Raw genomic sequence first — 21,359 nt, forward strand, 5'->3', positions numbered from 1 at the left:
TTTCGGCGAAGTAAGAAACTAGTATAGTAGATATTCTTATATCAAAGAAAAAGTCTATTCTTCAATTAAAAACAAGTCCTCATCATTGTCATCTATTTTTTGAGATACAACCTGTTCTTCTCCCTTACTTGTAATTAAAATCCATGAAAAGGGGTTCACGCTTTCATCACTAAGTAGTACTTTCGTTTTTTCAAAGTTGCAGATATGAATAGCTAGTTTTTTAGGATCGTACATTATTTTCGTATACAGCCATAGCTGAAGGCAAAAATCGCCTTTGATTAACATACACTCAAACAATATGTAGTCATGTTGATCTTTACTCGTATCAAAAGGCGCCACCAGAATATTTTGATTTTTAAAATATTCTTCCAAGCATCTTAAAATACTCTCGTTGCTAATACAATCCTTAATAATCAAATTAAACATATGATTTCGATTGTAACCTAGTTAAATTCTATTGTACTTAACTAAGATAGCTTATAGCCATTTCTTAAACGCATTAAATAATTTTGGCTTGTCGAAGATATTTCAAGTCGAATTTTCAAGTAAATTCGTATAGATAGATCAGCTCTTTGTAAAGCCACGTAAACTCTACCGCCTTACTCAATCATTATAGAGTAAATTATAGAGCAAAAAAAGAAGACCCACGCCACGCGCAGGTCTCCAAATCTTCCAGTGATCCCCTTGGGACTCGAACCCAAGACCCATACATTAAAAGTGTATTGCTCTACCAACTGAGCTAGGGAATCGTTTGCTGTTAAGCGGCTGCAAAAATAACAATATTTTTTTTCCTGCCAAATTTTTCTTCTAAAAACCTTCAAACTCAACGTAGAAAAGCATTACAAGCAACTAAACATACAAAGCAGCAGTTACAGTAATGTAAATAAGAAGTAATAAAATGCTGTTACTATCATCTTCTCGCCTATTTTTGTGGGGCTTAAATTATACCCATGAAAACATACTTTCAAAACAAGACGGTTGTCATCACCGGTGGATCGTCAGGAATTGGAAAAGCACTGGTATCGGAATTATTGGCGCATGGAGCTACGGTAGCCGTTTGTGGCAGAAAGCAAAATGCCCTCGATGCCTTACAACAGGAAATCAATAACAAGGCGCTATATACTTTTGTAGCGGATGTTAGTATAGAGGCAGACTGCAAAGCGTTTATTGAAAGTACGATTGCGAAGTTCGGGAAGATAGATATACTCATTAACAATGCGGGTATTTCTATGCGTGCCATGTTCCGTGATCTGGAAGTGGGTGTGTTGAAGTCACTGATGGATATCAATTTCTGGGGTACTGTGTATTGTACCAAATTTGCGTTTGAATCTATTCTGGCAAATAAGGGAACAATTGTAGGGGTATCATCTATTGCAGGGTACAGGGGCTTGCCGGCGCGTACAGGTTACTCGGCTTCTAAGTTTGCGATGCAGGGCTTCCTGGAAGCGCTGCGGACAGAAAATTTACATACAGGCGTTAACGTGATGTGGGTATGCCCGGGCTTCACGGCATCGAATATCCGTAATACGGCACTGAATCCTAAGGGGCAGGCACAGAGTGAAACGCCGCTGGAAGAAGGAAAGCTGATGAGTGCTGAGGCGGTGGCAGCTGCAATAGCGAAGGCAATCGCCAAACGTAAACGTACCCTGGTACTCACCGGTCAGGGCAAGTTAACGGTGCTGCTGAGCAAACTGTTGCCGGGCTTTTTGGATGGTATGGTATACAATCACTTTAAAAAAGAACCAGGTTCTCCCCTGCAGTAATAAACAATTATTTCACTTTAGCCGTTAACGTTAGTGTGAAAAAATTCCACCTAAATAACGATCGCATCGGGTTTTTTGTCTTTATTTGCACTAAGTTTAGCTCACATAACCCCCATGGCATCTTTTTTGGAAGGAAAGCGCACATTTAATTTGTCATTCTGATTGTGAGAAAACAGATAGCATAGTGAGGACGGGATTTGAATTGTGGGTTTTGAACATAGGGATTTGGATTTAGATTTTCTGGCATGTCCATCATAACATTAACATCAGACATAGGAATGCAGGATTACCTGGTAGGTGCCATTAAAGGGCAGCTCTGGCAATACTGCCCGGAATGTCATGTTACGGACATCACACACCATATAAGCCCTTTTAACTTACCACAGGCTGCTTACATCTGCAAAAGCGCCTTCGCTTACTTCCCACTGGGTACCTTCCATTTTGTATTGATCAATTTATTTGACAAACGACCGGATCATGTACTGGTGGCGGAGCACAACGGGCAATACATGGGCTGTGCCGACAACGGACTGCTAACGATGATTGTTGGAGGTATGCCGGATAAGGTAATCAAAATACCGTTGCCTGCTGATGCACCCAAGAATACCTTTACTATCATACAACTCCTGGCATCAGCTGCCAGGGAATTGAGCCGCGGCAAGGCGCTGGGTGAACTGGGACCATTAACCCAACAGATCAATGTAAAGAACAACCTGCAACCGCTGGTAGGCGATGATTTCATAGAAGGGCAAATCATTCATATCGACAGCTTCGAGAACGTGGTGGTGAACATCACCCGGCAACAGTTCGATATGCAATGCAAGAATCGCCGCTTCCGTATCTTCTTCCGCCGCGATGAAGTCATCAACCAGGTCAGCGAAACATATGCCGATGTACCGGAAGGAACCAAACTAGCCCTCTTCAATGCGGCCGGGTACCTGGAAATCGCCATTAACAAAGGAAATGCTGCCGGCCTTTTCGGCCTTCAGGGCTTTAGAAGAGATCAGCTTACCCAACCCTCCGGATACCAGCAACTGTCGTACTACCAAACTGTAAGAATAATTTTTCAATGATTAACCGTATCGTTAAAATGGAATTTGACCCGGAAAAAGTAAACAGCTTCCGGGCCCTCTTTTCGCAACAACAACAGCTGATCCGCCATTTCCCCGGATGCACGCACCTGGAACTATGGGAACATCCCGCTTCCGGAAATACCTGGTTTACCTTCAGCCAATGGGAATCTGAAGCCGCGCTAGAGAAGTATCGTGCGTCAGACCTCTTCCGCGAAACCTGGGCCGCTACCAAAGTCCTGTTCAACGCAAAACCTGCCGCCTGGACTGTACAAACCGCCGTTAGCCTCTAACTTATTGAAGTTTAATGCTTTTTTAATCTCCCCGCTAACACAAAACGGGAGCCTAAAAGCTAATACCTAAAGGCTAACAGCTAAAAAGATATTTACAAAAAGTTAAAACTGTTCGTCAGATTAGCATAATTTGCTGTTTTTTATATTTTTGTCGGACCTTAAAACAACCTTATGAATTTTAAAAGGACCAACAACATGGTCGGCTGGGTCATCTGCATCATTGCCTGCTTTGTTTACATTAAAACGATGGAAGCTACAGGCAGCTTGTGGGACTGCGGCGAGTTTATTTCAAGTGCCTACAAAGTACAGGTTCCACATCCGCCCGGAGCACCGTTGTTCGTGTTGCTTGGAAGATTGTTTAGTATGTTCCTGAAACCTTCTCAGGCTGCATTGGGCGTTAATACCATGACTGCCCTGGCCAGTGGTTTCACTATTTTGTTCCTGTTCTGGACCATCACCCACTTCGCACGCCGACTGATGGTGAAAGCCGGTGAAGAAATTTCACAGGAAAAAATGATTGCCATCATGGGTGCTGGTGCCGTAGGTGCACTGGCTTATACCTTTTCCGATTCATTCTGGTTTTCCGCCGTTGAAGGTGAAGTATATGGCATGTCCTCTTTCTTTACCGCCATCGTTTTCTGGGCGATCCTGAAATGGGAACATGAAGCCGATGAACCTTATGCAGACCGCTGGATCGTATTGATCGGCTACCTGCTGGGACTCTCTATCGGTGTCCATCTCCTTAACCTCCTCACCATCCCCGCCATGGTAATGGTGTACTACTTCAGACGCTTCAAAGTAACCGGATGGGGTACTTTCTGGGCGTTTGTAGCTGGTTGTGGTATCACTGGTCTGGTACAGAAATACCTGATCCAGGATACTGTTAAGGCCTCCGGATACATGGACGTATTCTTCGTAAACACCCTCGGAATGGGATATTTCTCCGGATTTATCTTCTATTTCCTGTTGATTATAGCAATACTGGCGATTGGTTACAGAAAACCGAAATTCGGCCTGTACGCGCCTTTCATCGTAATCGCCACCGTTATCCTGGTACCTGCATTTAATGATGCCAGCGGCGGGGTTATCTTCTTCAAATTTGTACTGGCAGCGTTCTTTGTGGCTATCCCTTACCTCATGAAAGTGGTGGGTATAAAAACAGATTTCGCCAAAGCCACCCATTTCAGCCGCCTCACGATCACTTTCGTGCTGTTCATGCTGCTGGGCTACTCTACTTATATTACTACCATGGTACGTTCTACTGCCAATCCTTCAGTAGATATGTATAATGTAGACAACCCCATTTCCCTGGTAGGTTACCTGGGTCGTGAACAATACGGTGATTTCCCGCTGATCTATGGTCAGGTATTTACGGCTCGTCCGGTTGAATACAAAGAAGGTGGCAACATCTACGCACGTGGTCCTAAGAATTATGTGGTAGCTGGTAAAAAAATGGATCCGGTATATGCACCCGAAGACATGATGCTGTTCCCACGTGTATGGGATGCCAGCAATGATCAGGGTCATGCTGACTTCTATAAATCCTGGCTGGGATTACAACAGGGCGAAAAACCAGGCTTGGTGGATAACGTGAAGTTCTTCCTCCAATACCAGGTAAACTTTATGTACTTCCGCTACTTCATGTGGAACTTTGCCGGTAAACAAAATGATACACAAGGCTACGGTAACGTACGCGATGGTAACTGGATTTCCGGTATTCCTTTTATAGATAACCTGATTTATGGCGACCAGGGCATGTTGCCGGACAGTCTGAAAGATAACAAGGCACACAACACCCTGTTCTTCCTGCCGTTCATTCTCGGTCTGCTGGGCTTCTTCTATCAATATAATAACCACAGGAAAGATACCCTCATTGTATCCCTGCTGTTCTTCTTTACGGGTTTTGCGATCATTATTTACCTGAACCAACCCGGTAACCAGCCGCGTGAACGTGACTACGCTTTTGTAGGCTCTTTCTACGCATATGCGATCTGGATTGGCTTAGGAGTATTGTCGGCCTACAGTTTCCTGAGAAAGAAAATTAAAGGCGCCGCTAGTCCTGTTCTGGCTACCGCCATCTGTTTACTGGCAGTACCGGTACTCATGGCATTCCAGGAATGGGATGACCACGATCGTTCTACCAAGTACGTGGCAAGAGACGTGGCGAAAGACTACCTGGAATCCTGCCAGAAAAATGCGATCCTGTTTACCGTAGGTGATAACGATACTTATCCGCTCTGGTACGCACAGGAAGTAGAAGGCATCCGTCCGGATATCCGCGTGATCAACCTGAGTCTCCTCGGCGTTGACTGGTACATTGATCAGATGCGCAGAGCCGTAAATGAAAGTCCGGCTATTCCAATGACCTGGTCTGCTGATAAATACCAGGGCGAAAACCGCAACTACATCCGCTTCTTCGATCCGGGTAATATTCCTGCCAACAAGTCCTTTAACCTGATCGAGATCATGAACTTCATGGGAAGCGATGATCCTAACAGTAAAGTGACTACACAGGATGGTGGTGCAGAAAACTTCCTGCCTACCCGTCAGTTGTATATTCCGGTAGACAAACAGGCTATTCTCGCAAATGGTGTGGTGGCAGCGAAAGACAGTGCGAAGATTTTACCTTCCATGCCTTTCAAAATCACTAAAAACTACCTGCTGAAAAATGACCTCGCCGTATATGACATCATTTCTGCCAACAACTGGAAAAGACCTATCTACTTTACCAGCCCTACAGATCTTGGCCTGAATGAATATATGCAAACAGATGGTCTGACTTATCACCTCGTGCCATTGGCTAAGCAAACAGCTGCTGATCCGCTAGGCATGGATATCAATGCGAACGTAGGCGTGATGTATGATAACCTGATGCACAAATTTGAGTTCGGTGGCGCACAAACCCGCGGTACCTACTTCGATGAGCCCAACAGGAAAATGATCATGTACCTCCGTCAGGCATTTACTAAATTGTCTGTAGCCATGACACAGAATGGTATGTCGAAAGACAGCGCCCTGAATGTGCTTCATTATATGGATAAAGGTATACTGGAAACTAACTTCCCGTATGCAATGACTACTCCGGGCAACATGCACAACTATACCTCCATCCAAACCATCTACGCTTATTACATAGCGGGTGATGCGAAGAGGGCAGATGAACTGGCAGACAAAGTGATCAGAGATTGCGAGCAACAGCTGCGCTACTATGCACAACTGCCTGCCAGCAAAATGACCAACGACTTACAACGCGATGGCCAGAATGCACAACAGTTCATTACCTGGTTACACCAGATGAAATCTGACTATGGTGTAAACGGCACTAAAAGAAATAAAGAAGGCGTAATACAAATGAATACAGAAGATTCTAACGCTGTACCAGCTGCAGAAGATACTTCGAAGTAATCATCTGCCGAAAAAAGGAAAGCCCATACCAGTAACGGTATGGGCTTTCCTTTTTTATATACTACCTGTTATAGTTTCCCTTCGGGAGAAGTCCTGCTGACTACCATCTCCCCTGTTTTTAATTTCCCTTCGGGAGAAGTTAACCTTCGCCGGGCGCGTTCAACAATACGCTAACAACAATACCAATCATCTACATCAGTCTAATCCTGCCAAAGGCAAACCCCTCCTCTTCCGGCAACAATAAAAAATCCGGAGATCCCGGTGAATCATCACCGTTATCTCCGGACCACATCATCCCGGGGATGAAAAGTTAATTACAGGTTAGACACCATTGTTCTCCAGAAAGCAGCACTGGCTTTCACTTCTGGCACATTGTTATCCCAGTTATACTCATATTCAGCAGAAAACAATCCTTTGAACTTCTGATTCTTCAGTGTTTCCAGTACTTTAGGCATCTGGCTAACACCGTTACCCCAGATAACATCATGTGAGTCTGCAGATTTATCGTTCAGATCTTTAAAGTGCAGGCTTACAATATGACCTTCCAGTTTTTTAATACATTCTACCGGATCCAGACCTGAGCGCACCCAGTGGCCAATATCCGCGCAGGCGCCCATTAATTTGCTTCTGCCTTTGATAGCTGCCAGCACAATTTCAGGATTCCAGTAATGACTTGGTTTAGGATGATCGTGGATCGCCAGTTTAATATTGTACTGGTCACACAGGGAAGAAATCAGATCCAGGTCTTCTTCCTTAGGTTCGGAAGTGATGCTCTGAATACCCATTCTGTTGGCGAAATCAAACAACATGCGCCATTCTGCTGCAGATCCTGGTACTACTACACCAAATGCCATCAGCACTTTGTGTTTCTTTTTAAATAAAGATTTCACCTTTTCCTGCTGTTCCGGTGACATGTGGTAATCAAATTTACCTTCAATACCACCACCAATCACCTGGCCTGGAAAAGCTTCCACATACTGGATGCCGCAGCTATCCATTTTATCCAGCGCTTCTGCTAACGTAAAATGATTGAATGTCCATGCCTGCGCTCCCAGCTTCCAGCCCAATGCATCTGCCCTGGCTTGCCCAGCCGCAGATTTTGCAAATAATGCAACTGCTAATCCGCCTGCCAGCATCAATGCATTTCTCAGTTTTTTCATATGAATATTTTTTTGATGATTGAAAGTAGTTGCTTTCAGGATAAAATGCAAGTTTTCACGGAAGAAATTGTTGCGGAGGAGATCGCCTTCGGCGCTTGTCTTTAGCAGGATTATACTGATTTTGATGATTTTAGCTTATTCTAAAAATAGTGTTTTATCCTTTACTTCAAGTTTCCGGAAAAGAAGAAAGCATCTCCATAAAAAAGAAAAAAATCATCRAAATCAGTATAATCCTGCTAAAGACAAGCGCCGAAGGCGCTCCCATCAAGCTCTCCGCAACAGGGTGTACTTTCTAACCGAAAAGTGGTAAATTTAATTCAGAAGACGTGCTATGAGAGGAATACAATTTACCAGGTTCAACCCGGACGAAAATAAAAAACCACCTTTCCAGAAACTACTGGACCTTTTTACCCAACTCCTCACCTACACCAGTGGAGATGTTTCAGAAGCGCTACAGTGGCTCACTGAGCTGGATAAGGAATATAATCTTACTAACCAGGATTATGGGATCGGCGACTTTATACAGGAGCTGAAAGACAAAGGATATCTTCGCGAAAACGAGGAAAGCGGTGCCGTGGAACTTACTTCCAAAGCGGAACAAACCATCCGTAAAAACGCATTGGAAGAAATCTTCGGCAAACTGAAGAAGTCGGCCACCGGCAATCATAATGTCCGCAAATCCGGTATGGGCGATGAGCTCAATGCCGAAACACGCCCATTCGAATTCGGCGATGGCGTGGACCAGTTGGACATTACCGCCTCCATCCGCAACGCCCAGATCAATCACGGCATAGACAGTTTCTCCATCAGCCAGGACGACCTGGAGGTGAAAGAAACGGATTTCAAAACACAAACGTCTACCGCCCTGATGATCGATATCTCCCACTCCATGATCCTTTATGGAGAAGACAGGATCACACCCGCCAAAAAGGTGGCCATGGCCCTGGCAGAACTGATCACCACCCGGTATCCCAAAGATACCCTCGACATCATCGTATTCGGAAATGATGCGTGGCAGATCGAAATCAAGGATCTCCCCTATCTGCAGGTAGGGCCTTTCCATACCAATACCGTTGCTGGCCTGGAACTGGCTATGGACCTGCTCCGCCGCCGGCGAAACCCTAACAAACAAATATTTATGATCACCGACGGCAAACCCACCTGCCTGAAAATAGGATCTCAATATTATAAAAACAGCTTCGGCCTCGACAGGAAAATACTGAACCGTACCCTCAACCTGGCCGCACAATGCAAAAAATTGAAAATACCCATTACTACCTTCATGGTAGCCACCGATCCATGGCTGCAAAAGTTCGTTCAGGAATTTACCGAAACCAACAACGGTAAAGCCTTCTTTTCCGGCACAGACAAACTGGGACAATTTCTCTTCCGCGATTTTGAAAGCGGTAAAAGAAAATTCTATTAAGAGATCCGTAACATCTCATTCACAAACCGTAATCCGTAATTTGTAATTCGTAATTATAGAAGATGAATACAAGCATAAAAACATTAGGCGAACTTAAAAAAAGTGGCTATAAATCAGTATCAGTAAAAGAAGAGATCAGACGTAACCTGATTAAAAAATTAAAAGATAAAGAAAGTACCTTCCCAGGTATCATCGGTTATGAAGACACCGTAATACCCGATACAGAAAGAGCCCTGCTCTCCAGGCATAACATCCTTTTCCTTGGCTTACGCGGACAGGCAAAAACACGTATGGCCAGGCAAATGACCGACCTCCTTGATGAATATATTCCCATCATCGAAGGCTCCGAAGTAAATGACGATCCCTTTAATCCGCTGTCACGCTACGCGCGCGACCTCATAGCAGAAAAAGGCGATCAAACACCAATCACATGGCTGCACAGCAGCGCACGATACGGCGAAAAGCTGGCTACACCCGATGTTTCTGTAGCTGACCTCGTGGGTGATATTGACCCTATCAAGGCCGCTAACCTTAAACTCAGCTACGCCGATGAAAGAGTGATCCACTTCGGTATCATTCCCCGCTCTAACCGCGGCATCTTCGTGATCAACGAATTACCCGATCTGCAGGCACGTATTCAGGTATCCCTGTTTAATATCCTCCAGGAAGGCGATATACAGATCAGAGGCTTCAAAGTAAGGATGCCACTGGATATCCTGTTTATCTTCACCGCTAACCCGGAAGACTATACGAACCGTGGCTCTATCGTTACACCGCTGAAAGACAGGATCGAAAGCCAGATCATCACCCACTACCCGAAAACAATCGAAAATGCCCTGCTCATCACCGAACAGGAAGCAGATATACACGCCGATCAGCTCACAAAAGTGCAGATCGCTGATATGGTAAAACGCCTCATTGAACAGGTGTCTTTTGAAGCACGCACCAGTGAATATGTAGATAAAAAAAGTGGGGTGTCTGCCCGTCTCACCATCGCTGCCTACGAAAACGCTGTCAGCGCCGGAGAACGCCGGGCCATCATCAACAAGGAAAAAGAAACCCAGGTGCGGATAGCCGATTTGCAGGCCATCATCCCCGCTATTACCGGCAAAATAGAACTGGTATACGAAGGCGAACAGGAAGGCCCCCTGCAGGTAGCGCATAACCTGCTCGACAAAGCCATTCGTACCCTCTTCGCCCTTTACTTCCCCAACCCCGATTCTTTCAAGAAAAAGAAACAGGGCGCACCCGCTGAAAACCCCTACCGCAGCGTTATTCAGTGGTTCGACAAAGGCAATGCGGTACAATTATTACAGGATGTCAGCGATAAACAATACGAGGCTACCCTCAGCAAAGTAGAAGGCCTTAAGGAACTGATTAAAGCCAGATTCCCTAAAGCCAATAACAAAGAGGCCCTGCTCCTCATGGAATTTGTACTCCATGGCCTGTCGTCCTATTCACTCATCAGCAAAAAAGTAGTGGAAAATGAAACCCGCTTCAGTGACCTGCTGGGCACCATGATGAACTTCAGCCTGGGCGGAGATAGCGAGGAACCGGAAGAAGAATAATGTAGCGAAGATTGTCTTAAGCAGGATTATACTGATTTTGATGATTATCCGGATTTTGTTATACAGGATTAAAAAAGATTAGCGAAGATGAATGCGGATATCCACATTCATCTTCGCTAATCTTTTTTAATCCTGTATACATCAAATCAGTATAATCCTGCCCAAGATAAAAACTCGCTGAAATCATTGCTAATTTTTCCTATTTTGTATTTTTAAGTGTCAATTACACAATTCCACAAAACCGTTTTATTACATGAACAATTCCCGTAGAAACTTCATCAAATCTGCCTCTACGCTGATGGCTGGAGCCGGATTGGTATCCGCCCTGCCAGCCGCTCTGCAGGCATTGCCCCTGAGATCCGTGGCCGCCAGCGACCGCCTGAACATCGCTGCCATTGGTATTAATGGAATGGGCTGGGCCGATTTAACAGCCATGCTGAAAAACCCGGCAGCACAATGCGTAGCCCTCTGCGATGTCGACAATAATGTACTCGACAAACGCGTAGCTGAGCTGGCCCAGAAAGGCATCAAAGTAAAAGCTTACAACGATTACCGTAAGCTGCTGGAAGACAAAAACATCGATGCCGTGATCATTGGCACCCCCGACCATTGGCATTGCCTGCAAATGACGGATGCCTGTTCTGCCGGCAAAGATGTATACGTGGAAAAGCCCATGGGCAACTCCATCATTGAATGTCGTGCCATGGTAGCCGCACAGCAGCAACACAGCCGCGCCGTACAGGTAGGGCAATGGCAGCGCAGTCAGCAGCATTTCAGAGATGCCATCGAATTTGTACATTCCGGTAAACTGGGCAAAGTACGCCTGGTAAAAGCCTGGGCTTATATGGGCTGGATGAAATCCATTCCTGTAAAACCAGACGGCACCCCGCCACCGGGAGTAGACTACCAATCATGGCTGGGCCCCGCTACCACCAGACCGTTCAACGAAAACCGCTTCCATTTTAACTTTCGCTGGTACTGGGATTATGCCGGTGGACTGATGACCGACTGGGGCGTACACCTCCTGGATTATGCCCTGCTGGGAATGAAATCCGGTGCACCTAAATCTGTTATGGCTGCAGGTGGTAAGTTTGCTTACCCCGATGATGCCGCGGAAACACCGGATACCCTCACTACTGTATATGAATTTGAAGGCTATAACATTCAGTGGGAACAAGCAACGGGTATCGATGGTGGTCCTTATGGCCGTGATCACGGTATTGCATTCATCGGCAACAACGGTACCCTGGTGCTGGACCGCGGCGGCTGGGAAGTGATTCCTGAAAAAGGTAAAATGGAAGCCGTACCCAGACAAAAATCAGTGGACAACGGCCTCGATCTGCATACCACCAATTTTGTGGAAGTAGTGAAATCCCGTAAGCTGGATGATCTCCATGCCCCGGTACAGGTAGGCGCCCTGGTGGCCACTACTGCGCAAATGGGTAACATCGCGTATCGTACCGGCCAAAAAGTTTACTGGGACGACGCCAAAGGTAAATTTACCAATCGTGCTGCCAACAAACTGTTAGCAGCGCAATACCATAACGGGTATAGGCTTCCTAACGTGACCGCATAAACGACAACGCCATTTTTCATCTACAAAAAAATAAAAAGACACATGCGTACGCTATTTCTCTCTGCCTGCACGCTGCTATCCCTTACCGCAGCGGCGCAAAACAATGAGCAGATGAAACCTGAAGCCACAGAGGTTTGGGAGCCGGTTCCCAAAGTAATTAATGCCGGAACAGAAACATTAACTGCTCCCTCCGATGCCATCATCCTGTTCGATGGTAAAAACCTGGATAACTGGGAAGCAGAAAAAGGAGGTCCCGCTAAGTGGGAAGTGAAAAATGATGTGATGACGGTAGTAAAAGGTGGTGGAGTTATTAAAACCAAACAACAGTTCGAAGATTTTCAACTGCATATCGAATGGCGCACACCTGCTGAAGTAAAAGGAGAAAGCCAGGGACGCGGCAACAGCGGTATTTTTATGCAGGAGTACTATGAACTGCAGGTATTGGATAATTACAATAACCGCACCTACTCCAATGGCCAAGCCGGCAGCTTCTATAAACAAAAAATTCCGCTGGTAAATGCCTGCAAAAAACCAGGCGAATGGCAAACATATGATGTGATCTGGACTGCTCCCCGCTTTAACGATGACGGGTCTCTGAAATCGCCTGCACGTGCTACTGTACTACAAAATGGTGTGCTGGTACAAAATAATGTGGAGTTGGAAGGGCAAACACAGTACATAGGCAAGCCTTTTTACGTAAAGCATGGCCCTAAGTCTATCGCCTTACAGGATCATGGCAACCCGGTAAGCTATAGAAATATCTGGATCAGGCAGCTGTAAAGCTTTTAGCCATTAGCTTTTAGCTTTTAGGAAATGCAGCGGATGATTAACATAACATGGTCTTCGCTGCATTTCCTAAAAGCTAATGGCTAACAGCTAAACCGTCGCTTCTTCTATATTCAGCGATAAATACACCGCATCACTGATAGGATTATCATAATACGCCGCTATCGGCTGAAATCCTAATGAAGTATATAAATCAATAGCTGGTCGCATATGCGCCAGGGTATCCAGCAAAATACGTTTATAACCCAGCCGCTTACTCTCTTCGATAGCTGCGCTGGCAAGGGCCTTCCCTACACCATGTCCCTTAAATACATCTTTTACAAAAAGACGTTTCATTTCTGCAGTACTGTTGTCGAATGACCGAACCGCCACACAGCCGGCCAGCTTTCCATCTACCTGCGCCAGAAACAATGCTCCGGCAGGAGGTACATACACACCCGGCAAGTGTGCCAGCTCTTCTTCAAATTGCTGAAAACTAAGGTCAACATTTAACCAATTGGCATATTCGCGGAAAAGCAGCTTCACCTGGTCCAGGTGCTTGGAATCTTCGGCGGTTACTTTAATAATCTCTGTCATAACCACTTCTTTTAATTGTATATAAAACGCAAAAAGCCTTCTGCATGCAGAAGGCTTTTTGCTTGGATAAATTTAGACAACACTTCTTTTTAGTAGAAATGCTGCCGGATATCTTCATTATCAAATTACATACGCTGTGTAATATAGCTCTGGTATATCATTGATAAATTTCATGCCTCCTGCTTACTCGTCCTGCCTGATGCGGGGGGATGCAATATAACCTTTTACATTGACATTATCACCGCTATTTTAATAAATATTTTTAACGACTGAAACCTGCCAGCAGTAAGCTTCTACGCATTTGTCTGGCAGCAGATCCGGAGATCCTGAACATTTACAGTACCTGGATTGCTATTTTCAGCCGGAAGGCGATAAAGCCTCAGATATGATAGGAAAGTAACTTGGTAAAACTATGGTAAAACGTTTGGCCGATAAAACATTACTTACGCATGTTACCGCTTTTAATCCAAACGACTGAAATCTGCTACAGGATGGGTATAAAAAGATAAAAGCCGCGATATACGCGGCTTTTATCTTTTCAGAGGTTTCGAGCGGATTCGAACCGCTGTACGAGGTTTTGCAGACCTCTGCCTAGCCACTCGGCCACGAAACCATCTATTTCAAAACGTCCGCCTTAACTCCCCCACTGGCGTACATCTCATTCGTTTTGTGGGATTGCAAAAGTAGTAAATTTCTGATTACCACCAAATATTATTTAAAAAATATCTGAAAAAATATTTTGATAATAAGGCAGAACAAAGGAATATTGAGTCTGGAAAACAGGAAAAGTTGATTCGTGAAAAATAAAAATTAGTACAATGGATAATCGTATTGCAGAATCAGAACTGATCATCAACAGCCGCGGAGCGGTGTATCACCTGGACGTAAGACCGGATGAACTGGCTCACACTATCATCACCGTAGGTGACCCCGACCGTGTAAGTGCAGTAAGTCAACACTTCGATAAAATAGAAGGTAAATTTCAACACCGGGAGTTCGTTACTCATACCGGTTATATCGGTAATAAACGCCTGTCTGTAGTTTCTACCGGCATCGGTACCGACAATATCGATATTGTGCTCAATGAGCTCGATGCACTGGTAAATATTGATTTCAACACCCGTCTCGTTAAATCCGAACTCACTTCATTACAGATTATACGCCTGGGTACTTCCGGTGCTTTACAGGAAGCTATTCCTGTAGATAGCTTCGTGGTATCTTCTCATGGCCTGGGCCTCGACAACCTGATGCCCTACTATGCTTTTGAAAATACCACCGCCGAAAAACAACTGCTGGAAGCCTTCCGTGGACAGGTATTCCTGCAACCCGGCGGCGCCAACCCATGCCTCTTTGAAGCATCCGGAAAATTGCATGACCATTTCAGAGATGGTTTTCATACAGGCATCACCGTTACCTGCCCCGGTTTTTATGCACCACAGGGCCGGGTACTGCGCGGCACCTTATCTAATCCCAACCTGATCGACAATCTGACCGGCTTCTCCTACGAATCACACCGCATTACCAACTTTGAAATGGAAACATCCGGCATCTATGGTATGGGCCGTGTACTGGGTCACGAATGCCTCTCTATCAGCGCCATCGTGGCCAACCGCATCCGCAGGGAATTCAGTAAAGATGGCGGCGCAGCAGTAGCAGCACTCATTGAAAAAGGACTGAGCATTATCGCAGGTATATAGCAGACAAGATCCCGCTGCGGCATTGCTTATTTTTTTATCTTTGTCATCATGAACAATATCCACTTTTATAAATATCAAGGTACCGGAAATGATTTTGTGATCATGGATAACCGGGACGGAAAATACGACTGGCTTACAGACGAACAGGTGAATGAATTGTGCGATCGCCGCTTTGGCATCGGTGCAGACGGATTAATGTTGCTGAATAAAAGCGAAGACTACGACTTCGCCATGAAATACTACAATGCGGATGGCCGCGAAGGTACGATGTGCGGCAATGGCGGCAGATGCCTCGTTGCCTTTGCGCATAAAATGGGCGTAGGCGATGGTAACCTGTACTTTATTGCAGTAGATGGTGAACATGAAGCCACCATGGATGGTGATAGCTGGGTAAACCTGAAAATGTCGGATGTACATGATGTGGAACATGGCCCCCTCTACTATTACCTGAATACCGGCTCCCCGCATTTTGTAAAATTTGTGGAAGATGTACAGGCAGTAGATGTTTTCAACGAAGGCCGTGGCATCCGCTACAACGAACGCTTTGCCGAAGAAGGTACCAATGTCAACTTCGTGCAACCATTCGAAAGTGGCATCTTTGTCCGCACCTACGAAAGAGGCGTGGAAGATGAAACCTATTCCTGCGGTACCGGCGTAACTGCAGCCGCACTCACTTTTGCCGGCAAAGAAGAAAAAGAATACACAGTTCCCGTACAAACTTTAGGCGGACAACTGGAAGTACGTTTCTCTAAAACCGGAGAACGCACCTTCAGCGAAATCTGGCTCTGTGGCCCCGCTACACTGGTATTTGAAGGCGATATTACCGTAAAATAATCAGACCCGCTTTAGATCGTTTTTGCCGGAGCTTCCGGCAAAAACGGCTACTATCCGGCATCCTATCCAATCATAGCAGCAGTATAAACAGAATTGCATGAATTATCATTTAATGGTCGACGACAAGTTCATCAACGGCTTTATTCAGGATGCAGAAAAAGTAGCGCCGGGGAAAAATGTATATATCATTGATAACTGGAAAAATAAAGCGCAATTTGTAAACTCCGGCCTGGTAACCTTTGCTCCCTTTTATACCCCTGCTTTTACGGCTATTTTAAAAAAGGTGACGGATAAAGACAAAGTATTTGTACACTGGGCATCCGATCTGGCCGTAAACGCCGTACTGAAACTCCCCCCCAACGTTACAACGGGCATGTTCTTCTGGGGCGGCGATGTGGTGGAAATTCCTGCCTCTCGCTTCAAAAAAACGATATACGGGCCTTTAAGTCTGGAATACTTTGAAAAAAATGAGGAACGACCTCCGCTGAAGTTCAATCCCTTGCGCCCTAAAAGGGTGCTAACGTCTTTCGCCCAACGTTTTTTCAACTACAAAGGACCAGAACGTGAAGTAGCCCGCACCCGGGAACTCTTTTTTAAAAGATTAAATCTCTTTCTCAACTGGAGCCATATTGACTATGAATGGGTATTAAATCATTATACCACTCCGGCAGCATATAAATACTTCTATTACGGTGTTGATCCAAAGCCTGGTGCAGCTGATCAGGCATTAATGAATGCGCCTAAAGATAATAGCATTACCACCATCCTGTTGGGCAATTCAGACACCATCACCAATAACCACCTCGAGGCGTTACAAGCCTTATCTGCCTATAAGGACATGCCCATTAAGCTGGTCATCCCCCTCAACTATGGCAACCATAAATATGGCGACCTCGTGGAAAGGGAAGCTATCCGCATCTTCGGAGCCGATAAAGTGATAGCCTTACGCAGCTTCCTCCAGCGTGCCGATTACTATAAACTACTGGCACAGGTAGATGTAGCAGTGATGTTCCATTATCGTACCCAGGCGGCTGGAAATATGCGGGCATTGCTGTACCGAGGCAAAAAGATTTTCATTCATAGTAATAGTACAACGTACCAGTTCCTAAAAACAAATGATATCGCTTTTTTTGACGCCAAAGAAATCGGTCAGGTAGATTTCAAACAGTTTATTGCGCCGTTGGATCAGGCCGCAATTGATAAAAACATTGCGATTGTGGATAGGCTATTTAATGAAGAGGAGAAGTTGGAGTCGCTGAAGCAGGTGCTCAATTAAGCAAGCCTCCTGTAAAAATAAAACAGCCGCCGCAGATCATTTCTACGGCGGCTGTTTTATTTTATCACCTTCATTATTGCTTGCCTCTCAACTTATCAATCGTTGAATAAACAGTACTGTTAATATCATCAGACACCCGAAGCACCAATATCAGCGAAACAAATATCACGGCAAACAACGCTCCCCTGATCGCGATATCAATAAACGGATGTATTATAAACGGGATCCACATGGTACCAAAATAAGCTATCAGCGCCACGCCTATTGCTTTCAAAGTATTCGCAGTAAAAGGTTGTAAGCCAAATTTCATCCAGATAAACACATACCTGATAAGATTAAACACCAATATGGAAATCAACTCGGCATAACCGGAACCCGTCATCCCAAAATCACGAATCAGGAAATAATTTAACGGGAAAGACAACGCCAGCAAAACTATCGAGCTATACAAATCATAACGCCAGAAACGGGATGTAGCCAACACCTGGCTATTCAGCCCCGTTCCCATATCAATTACCCTGGCCATGCCCAGGCATAACACCACATATTTACCCTGACTGTACGCCTCCGGTAACAACTTGAAAAAACTATCGATGTTGAGCCAGATAATGAAAAAAATAAACAATCCATAAATTAACTGCAGCAGGGAAGACTTGGTATACACTTCGTCGATCTTCCTCATATCCCGCTCTTTCCAGGCCTGCGCCAATACCGGCAGGCCAATGGCGGAAATGCTACGTTGCGGAATCAGTATCAGCATCGACACATAATTGACAATGGTGAGGTAGGCCACATCTCCCAACCCCTTGGTACTGGCCAGAATCAGCGACGCTATATTCTTCGCCAGCAACGAAAATAAGATCGCTCCCAGCAACGAAAACGAATAGGTAACCATCCGCCCTGATAATCTACGCGTAACCTTACTCACCTTAAAGGTGAAGTGCAGAAAATGATGCCGGTGCAGGTATACCAGTAATGCCAGCAGTAATACACCATATAAAAGGGAAAATAACCACAGAAAAGCATCAATGCCAATCCATTTAAAATAATAAGCTACAATCAATACAGTGGTAAGTAAACGCATTGCCAGCTCCTTCAGGAAGTTAGGAAATACTGACAGGTGCCTGGAACCGCTATAGCTCTCAAAAATGGCAAACACCGCAAATAAAAAAACGTTGGGATATAACAGGTAGAAATAAGTGATAAACAACGGCGACTTCTCTATATAAGCGTTGATGATCATGTCTTTAAAAAAAACAGTACCCGCCACAAATAATGTAAACCCTATCAGGGTCGCCAGCAGCGCCCAGGTTAACATATCATTATCTTCATCCTTCAGGTGACTGGAATAATAAGGAAAAAAACGGCTGATAGTAGGCACAGAACTCAGGGTACAGACAGGTACCAGGATCATGGCAATTTCAGGTAACAGACGGGTCAGTGCAAACTGTTCCTCACTGAATAAATGGGGAAATAAGAAAACAATATTAATACCGCCCACCGCAAACCCAATGTAAATCAGCAATGTCGAATTTATACTCTGTTGTTTTATGACTCCCATTTATATATAAATAAAATTAACTATTCCCTAATGTGCAATATTACACCAAATGGGAACATGATTCAACATTTTAAGTACCTTTGCGCCCGATGATCCAGTATTTCACAAATATAGATTCCAAAACTGTAGAAATAAAACAGCCGGAAAACGGTGTATGGGTAAATATTACCCCTCCCCTTAAACAGGCCGAATTTGAACAGTTATCAGAGGAGTTGGATATTCCCCTCGACTTCCTCACGGATTCCCTGGATATTGACGAAAAATCAAGGTTTGAGCTGGAAGACAATGTAAAGCTCATTGTACTGAAAACCCCCACCGAAAACAATTCGATCAACGAAAGTGAAGCCTTCTATATCACCATTCCGATTGTGATTATCCTGACCCATCACCAGATCATCACAGTCAATTCTTTCGATAATACCGCTATCAAAAAATTCCTGAACACCTTTCATAACCGCTCTCCGGAGAAAAGGAATATGATGGTACTGAAAATATTTGAAAAGGTAGTTATCAACTTCCTGGATTATCTGAAAGAAATTAACCAGCGCAGAAACATGCTGGAAGCTAAACTCTACGATTCCAACCGGAACGAAGAGCTGCTGGGTATTATGCGTATCCAGAAAAGCCTCGTATACTTCGTTACTGCCCTCCGCAGTAATGAACTCCTGCTCATGAAACTGGAACGTACCAATTTCCTCGGCCTCAACGAAGATGAAAAGGAATTCCTGCAGGATCTGATTGTAGATACTTCACAGGCACTGGAAATGGCCAACGTATATACCAACATTCTGAGTAGTACCATGGATGCCTTTGCCAGCATCATTTCCAATAACCTGAATGTGGTGATGAAGCGTTTGACCTCCATTACCATTATCCTTACATTTCCCATGCTGGTGGCCAGTATCTATGGCATGAACGTAGATATTCCCTATCAGCATACCATGCACGCTTTTTATATACCGGTCATTCTTTCTATCGCTATTTCCGTAGTGATCAGCTGGTATTTTATGAAGAAAAAATGGTTCTAACCCTCATCTATACTTGAATATGCAAACAGGATTTAACGTAAGAGTATACGGCATCATGATCAACGATCAGCAACAGGTGCTGGTGAGTGATGAGTATATCCGTGGCGGTTACTATACCAAATTCCCCGGCGGCGGATTGGAATTTGGAGAAGGTACTCTCGAATGTATTGTAAGAGAGTGGCAGGAAGAACTGGGACAGGATGTAAAAGTAGTAGAGCACATCTATACAACAGACTTCTTCCAGATTTCTGCTTTTGATAATGAAACACAGATCATCTCTATCTATTACCTGGTAACGCCCACCTCACCTTTTACCGCAAATGTAAGTACCGTTCCATTCGATTTTACCATACCGGAAGGTGTCGAAGAAGTAGAGCGCGCCCGCTGGATAGACTGGAATGAGTTTTCTGCAGCAGCCGTTACTTTACCTATTGATAAAGTAGTAGCGGATATTGTTAAAGAAAGATATTGATTAGAGCGAAAAGCTTTCAGCTTTTCGCTCTAATCATTCGTCATCGGATCCTCATAAGGATGTTCTTTCCCCATGGCGGCTGCCTTCATTTTCTTCGCTACATCATGTCCCAGGTACCGTTCTATCTGATGTTCCAGTAAATAGATCAACGGTGTAAGTGCCACGGCCAATACAAATTTATAGCTGTAGTTCACCATACAAATAGCCAGTACCCGCTGCCAGCTCCAGTTATTACCCAGCTTAAACGCAATGAATAACACAATGAAACTGTCTACCAGCTGTGATACAATCGTAGATCCGGTAGCTCTCAGCCAAACATGCTTGTCTCCCGTACGTTTTTTAATGCGGTGAAATACCGTTACATCCACAATCTGGCTCACCAGGAAAGCCGTTAAGCTACCCAGAATGATCCACATACCTTGTCCGAAAATACTGGTGAATGCCGTTTGCATATTCGGAACACCATCAGCAGCCTTACTCCCCAGCCACCAACTGTCTGCCGGCACACTCATGGCCACCAGGAACATAATGAAAGCATAGGAAATCAACGCTACTGCGATATAAGAAATACGTCGCACCGCTTTAGGCCCAAAATATTCATTCACAATATCTGTCATCACAAATTCTAACGGCCATAATAATACCCCTGCGGTTAAGGTGTAGGACAACCCACTTTCTCCAAACAAAGAGAACTTATGTGGCGTTAATCCAAATAATTGCTCCAGCGAAAACAGTTTACCGCCAATACATTCCGCGATGAGCGCGTTGGCCACAAAAAAACTGGTAAATATGACGAACAGTTTAGTGGGCTTGTCGTTTAACAGATTCCTGATCATTTAATAATTAACTATAAGTTGAAATATAAAAA

18 protein-coding genes and 2 tRNA genes are annotated in these 21,359 nt (G+C 44.7%); 13 read left to right on the forward strand and 7 right to left on the reverse strand.

Annotation, left to right across the window (positions count from 1 at the left end; translation table 11 throughout):
- Positions 1–54: 54 nt before the first annotated feature.
- Both AC1DCV_RS15955 and AC1DCV_RS15960 read right to left on the reverse strand, forming a co-directional pair.
- Positions 55–426: a hypothetical protein gene (locus AC1DCV_RS15955; RefSeq protein WP_477024068.1), complete on the reverse strand. Its 372-nt coding sequence runs from the start codon at positions 424–426 to the stop codon at positions 55–57.
- Positions 427–676: 250 nt separating this feature from the next.
- Positions 677–749: transfer RNA gene (locus tag AC1DCV_RS15960), tRNA-Lys, on the reverse strand.
- A gap of 201 nt (positions 750–950) precedes the next feature.
- On the opposite strand from AC1DCV_RS15960, the gene AC1DCV_RS15965 reads away from it, so the two are divergent.
- The 4 genes from AC1DCV_RS15965 (at position 951) to AC1DCV_RS15980 (ending at position 6,531) form a co-directional block, all read left to right on the forward strand.
- On the forward strand, positions 951–1,763 hold the full coding sequence (locus AC1DCV_RS15965; RefSeq protein WP_477024069.1) for an SDR family oxidoreductase: 813 nt from the start codon (positions 951–953) through the stop codon (positions 1,761–1,763).
- Positions 1,764–2,008: 245 nt separating this feature from the next.
- A complete protein-coding gene (locus AC1DCV_RS15970; RefSeq protein WP_477024070.1) occupies positions 2,009–2,836 on the forward strand; it encodes an SAM hydrolase/SAM-dependent halogenase family protein in 828 nt (275 codons plus the stop codon).
- The gene (locus tag AC1DCV_RS15975; RefSeq protein ID WP_477024071.1) at positions 2,833–3,126 is read left to right on the forward strand and encodes a putative quinol monooxygenase; all 294 of its coding nucleotides are present in this window, start codon (positions 2,833–2,835) and stop codon (positions 3,124–3,126) included. Before AC1DCV_RS15970 ends, AC1DCV_RS15975 begins: the two co-directional genes overlap by 4 nt.
- 171 nt (positions 3,127–3,297) lie before the next feature.
- The gene (locus AC1DCV_RS15980) at positions 3,298–6,531 is read left to right on the forward strand and encodes a glycosyltransferase family 117 protein (protein WP_477024072.1); all 3,234 of its coding nucleotides are present in this window, start codon (positions 3,298–3,300) and stop codon (positions 6,529–6,531) included.
- A gap of 314 nt (positions 6,532–6,845) precedes the next feature.
- On the opposite strand, the gene AC1DCV_RS15985 is transcribed toward AC1DCV_RS15980, so the two are convergent.
- Positions 6,846–7,691 (reverse strand): sugar phosphate isomerase/epimerase family protein, encoded by an 846-nt coding sequence (locus tag AC1DCV_RS15985; RefSeq protein ID WP_441576291.1) that lies wholly within the window; start codon positions 7,689–7,691, stop codon positions 6,846–6,848.
- A 331-nt stretch (positions 7,692–8,022) separates the two neighbouring features.
- On the opposite strand from AC1DCV_RS15985, the gene AC1DCV_RS15990 reads away from it, so the two are divergent.
- The 4 genes from AC1DCV_RS15990 to AC1DCV_RS16005 all read left to right on the forward strand — a co-directional run bounded on the left by AC1DCV_RS15990 (position 8,023) and on the right by AC1DCV_RS16005 (position 13,041).
- Positions 8,023–9,117 carry a vWA domain-containing protein gene (locus tag AC1DCV_RS15990; protein WP_441576290.1) on the forward strand — a complete coding sequence of 365 codons (1,095 nt, stop codon included), beginning with the start codon at positions 8,023–8,025 and terminating at the stop codon, positions 9,115–9,117.
- A 62-nt stretch (positions 9,118–9,179) separates the two neighbouring features.
- A complete protein-coding gene (locus AC1DCV_RS15995; protein WP_441576289.1) occupies positions 9,180–10,685 on the forward strand; it encodes a sigma 54-interacting transcriptional regulator in 1,506 nt (501 codons plus the stop codon).
- Positions 10,686–10,938: 253 nt separating this feature from the next.
- Complete coding sequence (locus AC1DCV_RS16000) at positions 10,939–12,261, forward strand: Gfo/Idh/MocA family protein (protein ID WP_477024073.1); 1,323 nt, start codon at positions 10,939–10,941, stop codon at positions 12,259–12,261.
- A gap of 42 nt (positions 12,262–12,303) precedes the next feature.
- Entirely contained in the window at positions 12,304–13,041 is a 738-nt protein-coding gene (locus AC1DCV_RS16005) for a 3-keto-disaccharide hydrolase (protein WP_477024074.1), read from the forward strand.
- Between the two features lie 96 nt (positions 13,042–13,137).
- Here AC1DCV_RS16005 and AC1DCV_RS16010 read toward each other — a convergent pair whose 3' ends face one another.
- Together AC1DCV_RS16010 and AC1DCV_RS16015 are read right to left on the reverse strand one after the other, a co-directional pair.
- Entirely contained in the window at positions 13,138–13,623 is a 486-nt protein-coding gene (locus AC1DCV_RS16010) for a GNAT family N-acetyltransferase (RefSeq protein ID WP_477024075.1), read from the reverse strand.
- Between the two features lie 542 nt (positions 13,624–14,165).
- Positions 14,166–14,236: transfer RNA gene (locus tag AC1DCV_RS16015), tRNA-Cys, on the reverse strand.
- A gap of 205 nt (positions 14,237–14,441) precedes the next feature.
- Between AC1DCV_RS16015 and AC1DCV_RS16020 the strand changes: the two genes are divergently transcribed.
- The 3 genes from AC1DCV_RS16020 (at position 14,442) to AC1DCV_RS16030 (ending at position 17,430) form a co-directional block, all read left to right on the forward strand.
- A complete protein-coding gene (locus tag AC1DCV_RS16020) occupies positions 14,442–15,320 on the forward strand; it encodes a nucleoside phosphorylase (protein WP_477024076.1) in 879 nt (292 codons plus the stop codon).
- A 48-nt stretch (positions 15,321–15,368) separates the two neighbouring features.
- Entirely contained in the window at positions 15,369–16,154 is a 786-nt protein-coding gene (gene dapF, locus AC1DCV_RS16025; protein ID WP_477024077.1) for a diaminopimelate epimerase, read from the forward strand.
- A 97-nt stretch (positions 16,155–16,251) separates the two neighbouring features.
- Positions 16,252–17,430 (forward strand): TDP-N-acetylfucosamine:lipid II N-acetylfucosaminyltransferase family protein, encoded by a 1,179-nt coding sequence (locus tag AC1DCV_RS16030; RefSeq protein WP_477024078.1) that lies wholly within the window; start codon positions 16,252–16,254, stop codon positions 17,428–17,430.
- 73 nt (positions 17,431–17,503) lie between these two features.
- Here the strand turns inward: AC1DCV_RS16030 and AC1DCV_RS16035 are convergent, their stop codons facing one another.
- A complete protein-coding gene (locus tag AC1DCV_RS16035) occupies positions 17,504–18,991 on the reverse strand; it encodes a hypothetical protein (RefSeq protein ID WP_477024079.1) in 1,488 nt (495 codons plus the stop codon).
- Positions 18,992–19,080: 89 nt separating this feature from the next.
- Between AC1DCV_RS16035 and AC1DCV_RS16040 the strand changes: the two genes are divergently transcribed.
- Positions 19,081–20,019, forward strand: coding sequence for a magnesium transporter CorA family protein (locus tag AC1DCV_RS16040; RefSeq protein WP_441576281.1), 939 nt, complete (start codon positions 19,081–19,083; stop codon positions 20,017–20,019).
- A gap of 19 nt (positions 20,020–20,038) precedes the next feature.
- The gene (locus AC1DCV_RS16045) at positions 20,039–20,491 is read left to right on the forward strand and encodes an NUDIX domain-containing protein (protein WP_477024080.1); all 453 of its coding nucleotides are present in this window, start codon (positions 20,039–20,041) and stop codon (positions 20,489–20,491) included.
- Between the two features lie 29 nt (positions 20,492–20,520).
- On the opposite strand, the gene AC1DCV_RS16050 is transcribed toward AC1DCV_RS16045, so the two are convergent.
- The gene (locus AC1DCV_RS16050; RefSeq protein WP_477024081.1) at positions 20,521–21,327 is read right to left on the reverse strand and encodes a queuosine precursor transporter; all 807 of its coding nucleotides are present in this window, start codon (positions 21,325–21,327) and stop codon (positions 20,521–20,523) included.
- Positions 21,328–21,359: the final 32 nt, after the last annotated feature.

The organism is Chitinophaga sp. 10T418, from assembly GCF_056394125.1.